Raw genomic sequence first — 3,836 nt, forward strand, 5'->3', positions numbered from 1 at the left:
GTCTGTGCCGGGACAGTTCTTTGTGCTTTTTTCTCGTTCGCCTTATCCTGCAAGACTTCTTTGATGGGCTGCTTCTTGGGCGGCTCTTTGCTTTCTTCTGTGCCGGGTGTGGCTTTCCGTACCCAGTAGCGGATGTCCCGCAGCTTCTTCAAGTCCTCCTGTACCTCGGTCAGCGGTGTTTTCAGGGCTGCAATTTCTTCCAGAAGTGTTTCCTGCTCCTCTTGCAGTTCCTTTTGGGTGCTGTCCTTATCGTCCGGGTGCTTGGCAAGGTAGGCGATGGCTTTCTCATACCGGGCAACCTCCGGGTGTTCCTGCTTGAAAGTTTCCTTTGTTTTCTTAAAAAATAGCTTCTGGTACTTTTCATAGACGGGCTTACATTCCTTGCAGTCTATCCGGGCAGAAAGAAGCCCGTCAATCACTTTACTGCGGGTTTCCTTTGGCTTCATCTGGCTGCGGTAGTCGGCAACAGATTTCTCGGAAGATTTCAGAAACGCTTCCAAATCCTCTACGGTGGAAAGCCCCTTTCGCCGGAGATAGGACAATGCTTCGCTGACTGTCTTTAAGTCCTTGGAAGTCCCCCGGTTTTGTCCAGCCCTCGTCCAGTCTTTCCGTTCTTCTTTTCGTATCTCCATATATTTCATCAGTAGATTGGGAAGAAAGACAGCTTCCTCCGCTGCTTTTTGTGCAAGCGGTTCTTTCCGTTTTTCGCCCAGTTCGGTAATCCAGTCTTTGAGGTTTTGGATGAGCTGCCAGATGGACTGCATTAAGCTGTTGGCGGCTTTAATTTCCCGGTTCAGGTTTCCGATATTCGTCTGGATACCTCGCTTTTCCATCTGCCGGACAGCAGCCCCCTCATGGACAGTAGGGACTATATCAAGCCCCTGTCTGGCATAGGAACGCAAGTCCACACGCTCCGGGCGGTTGTTGGCTTCCAGATAGCGGTTCTGGATGACCTCCCATTCATGCCGCCAGATTTCACAATACTTCTGGTCGTTCCAGTCAACGGTATCTTCCTTATGGCTTTTCCATCTGCCGGACGGAAGTTTTATCCGTTCCCCGTTCTCGTCAAGGTCATAAACCTTGCGGCTCTTGCCAAGCCATTTCCCATGTTCGTCCATTGCCCGCATGGTCAGCATGACATGGGCGTGGGGATTGTATCCCGGCGGATGGGGGTCATGGATGGCAAAATCAACAATCATGCCTTTTGAAACAAACTGCTGCTGGCAAAACTCCCGGACAAGGACAGCGTACTGGTCAGGCGGTATCTCTCTGGGGATGGTAAGCACCCACCGCCTTGCAAGCTGGGAGTTCCATTGCTTTTCCACCGCTTCGGCGGCGTTCCATAGGGTATTGCGGTCTGCATACTCCGGCGGGGCATTTGCCGGGAGCAGGATTTCATTGTGGACGATACCACGCTTTTCCGGGTAGTGCTTCACTTCTTGGTCGTATCCACAGAACAGTTTTTCGCCGCTCTGGTAGGCAGCTGCGGCAACCGCAGACTGCTGTTGACTTCGCTGAACAATCGAGATTTCGTTGTGTGGACAGGGCATTTCGTGTCACTCCTTTCTATGCTTGGCAGATGGGGTGGCGTTTTACCACCTCATTTTGGGCAGAAAAAAAGCAGGAGACCTTTTTCAGATTTCCTGCTCGGTGTGCCGCTGTGTAAGCGGCGGGTATTTAGTTGTGAAAGTTCGGGACAAGTTGACCCGATGTGTGTAGAATAACAAATTGGATTTATTTTTCTTTACATTTTATGCCGTAATTTCCCCTACTACCATTTTCGTAGCCCCTATATATTTCATATCTTTTTCCATTTATCTCCACTTCGTCATCGTTAATAAATGTATAAGACTCACCATTTTCTTCACAATACTTTGAAATTGCTTCCATAGTTTTTGCAAGAGTTGGGTAATTGGCACTATCCTCATAAGGAACCCAAAAAGCTTTTTTAAACATATAAAATACCTCCTTCTAATTTGTTAAGTAATCCACGAATTTTCAAATCGTTATAAAATAATAGTATCATACAGCTTCGCAAAAATCCACTTATAATTTCAAATTGTCCCTTACTCTTTTCTATTTATCATGTAAGATTGTAAACTTTTTTGACAACCATTCTTTTCATAAAATTTTTCTGCTTCTGGTTGAGAGCCGAAATATAACATTGTAGGTGTATTATCTTTTGCAAGTTGAAGAAGTTTGCTTCCAATCCCCTGTTTTTGATATTGAGGAAGAACCAGTAACTCTGTAATTGTTCCAAAATAGTAACCATCGGAAAGAATACGCAAGCATCCTACTAGCTTTTTATTGTCATAGGCTGTTATATTTAATGTTTTAGATAATGCCATCCTTGTTTGTTCCACATCATAATTACCTTGCCATACTTGATTGACAAAAGAAATAAACATTGATACATCAAGGTTTTTATCATCTATTTTGTAGTCCATTATTTTTCCTCCAACTACCGATTTGTTGTCATCTTCATTATACTTCATCGCCTATCGAAAAGATAGCATATTTTATGAAACTTGTCGGCTGGGAACAGCTTGCAGCGCAAGGTGTCCCCAGATGGCAAGTCCACAAAAGGGTAGCTGGCGGCAGCCAGCGCAGGGGAAGCGTAGCGTCCCCTGTATGATTTGGAGCAGACCATGACCGCGGAAGCCGACATTCTGTCGGCTGCTGCGGCATTCGCCGAGTGAATATGCAAGCATATTCGTTCGGCTCATTGCTCGCACAAATCACAGCCCTCCGGCGAGGAGCCTTCGGAGAACGCAATGCACCAACCTCTGGGTGGTGTATAATTGCGCCCTTAGTAAACTAAGGGGTTTCCGGCTTCTCCCGTTCCAACAGTTTTTTCAATAGTTCCTGCGTGTCCTGCCTGTGAAAAATGAGTTTCAACAACAGCATGACATCATCATCTGTCAGGCGTTCCGGCTCTTGCAGAAAACTTTCCAGCATACCGCCACGAGTACAGAGCCGGTGTGTCCGTTCTTTTCGGGTAAGCTGCTTTAGCTGGTGCTGCAATGCCTTTTCATCATTAATAGCTTTCCGCAGTTTCTTTTCACTCTTTTCCAACTCCTGGTTGAGCTTTTCCAGCTTTGAGGTATCAGGCAAGGGCAGCGTCCTCCTTTCCCGGTATCAGCACATAAATCCTGTTTGGTTCTCCCACGCCCTGACGCACCCGCATGATAAGTCCGGCGGTTTCCAGTTCATTCAGAGAACGCTTGACCGTCATGGGGCTGCGAGACAGGACTGCGGCAATGCCTGTGATAGGGAAGCAGACAAACAGGATTCCGTTCTCGTCCTCCTGCCCTTTGGATAGCATAGCGTCCAGCATCCGGCAGTACATGACCTTTGCGGTGCTGCTGACTGGAAATCCTGTCAACGCTCTGGGGAATGGCATACAGGGTGGCAATGGTGTGTCTATCGTCATAAATTCAAAATTCATTCGGTATGTTCCTCCTTTTTCTTTGCTCGTTTGGATAAATAACGGGGGCAGTCAACCACAACCGCCCGGAAGCTCTGCCTGCATCCATGCTGGCATTTCCGGCATAACTCGTTGTAAGTGACACGCCCCCGGTCATTGAGGTAAAAGGAAAGCTCATGCTTCCTCTTTTTGCTCATTCTCGGCATATTGCGCTTCCTCCCGTTTTCGTGTATGGTTTCGGGGCGATTTTCGGCAAAATTATGGTCATAGAGCCGCCTAAAATTCCCCGAAGTATCAGCGATAGGGTAGACTGCCCCCCTATCAGATTGTCGTGTTTCGGTATCATTTCGGTGTCAGTTCGCCAGTTCTCCCCGGTGTCGTTCCTCCCCTGAATCTCACAGCGGCGTAT

At 47.5% G+C, this 3,836-nt stretch carries 6 protein-coding genes; all 6 read right to left on the reverse strand.

The genetic code is table 11. The features are described 5' to 3' along the window. The coding region (mobQ, locus tag C7386_RS12925) for a MobQ family relaxase (protein WP_116705708.1) at positions 1-1,550 on the reverse strand (1,550 nt) is incomplete at its 3' end. Between the two features lie 184 nt (positions 1,551-1,734). Beyond that, a complete protein-coding gene (locus C7386_RS12930; RefSeq protein ID WP_004612768.1) occupies positions 1,735-1,956 on the reverse strand; it encodes a DUF4318 domain-containing protein in 222 nt (73 codons plus the stop codon). A 110-nt stretch (positions 1,957-2,066) separates the two neighbouring features. Further along, positions 2,067-2,495: a GNAT family N-acetyltransferase gene (locus C7386_RS12935; RefSeq protein WP_004612769.1), complete on the reverse strand. Its 429-nt coding sequence runs from the start codon at positions 2,493-2,495 to the stop codon at positions 2,067-2,069. Positions 2,496-2,817: 322 nt separating this feature from the next. Then, positions 2,818-3,114, reverse strand: coding sequence for a DUF3847 domain-containing protein (locus C7386_RS12940; protein ID WP_116705709.1), 297 nt, complete (start codon positions 3,112-3,114; stop codon positions 2,818-2,820). After that, positions 3,107-3,448, reverse strand: coding sequence for a replication initiator protein A (locus C7386_RS12945; RefSeq protein WP_116705710.1), 342 nt, complete (start codon positions 3,446-3,448; stop codon positions 3,107-3,109). Before C7386_RS12945 ends, C7386_RS12940 begins: the two co-directional genes overlap by 8 nt. Continuing rightward, on the reverse strand, positions 3,445-3,633 hold the full coding sequence (locus tag C7386_RS12950; RefSeq protein WP_002592123.1) for a hypothetical protein: 189 nt from the start codon (positions 3,631-3,633) through the stop codon (positions 3,445-3,447). Before C7386_RS12950 ends, C7386_RS12945 begins: the two co-directional genes overlap by 4 nt. Positions 3,634-3,836 lie beyond the last annotated feature (203 nt).

It is taken from the genome of Agathobaculum butyriciproducens, from assembly GCA_003096535.1.
Lineage (GTDB): Bacteria > Bacillota > Clostridia > Oscillospirales > Butyricicoccaceae > Agathobaculum > Agathobaculum butyriciproducens.

Coding starts and splice junctions, on each gene's coding strand:
- C7386_RS12930 (WP_004612768.1), bottom strand. CDS start 1,956: ATGTTTAAAAAAGCTTTTTGGGTTCCTTATGAGGATAGTGCCAATTAC.
- C7386_RS12935 (WP_004612769.1), bottom strand. CDS start 2,495: ATGAAGTATAATGAAGATGACAACAAATCGGTAGTTGGAGGAAAAATA.
- C7386_RS12945 (WP_116705710.1), bottom strand. CDS start 3,448: ATGAATTTTGAATTTATGACGATAGACACACCATTGCCACCCTGTATG.
- C7386_RS12950 (WP_002592123.1), bottom strand. CDS start 3,633: ATGCCGAGAATGAGCAAAAAGAGGAAGCATGAGCTTTCCTTTTACCTC.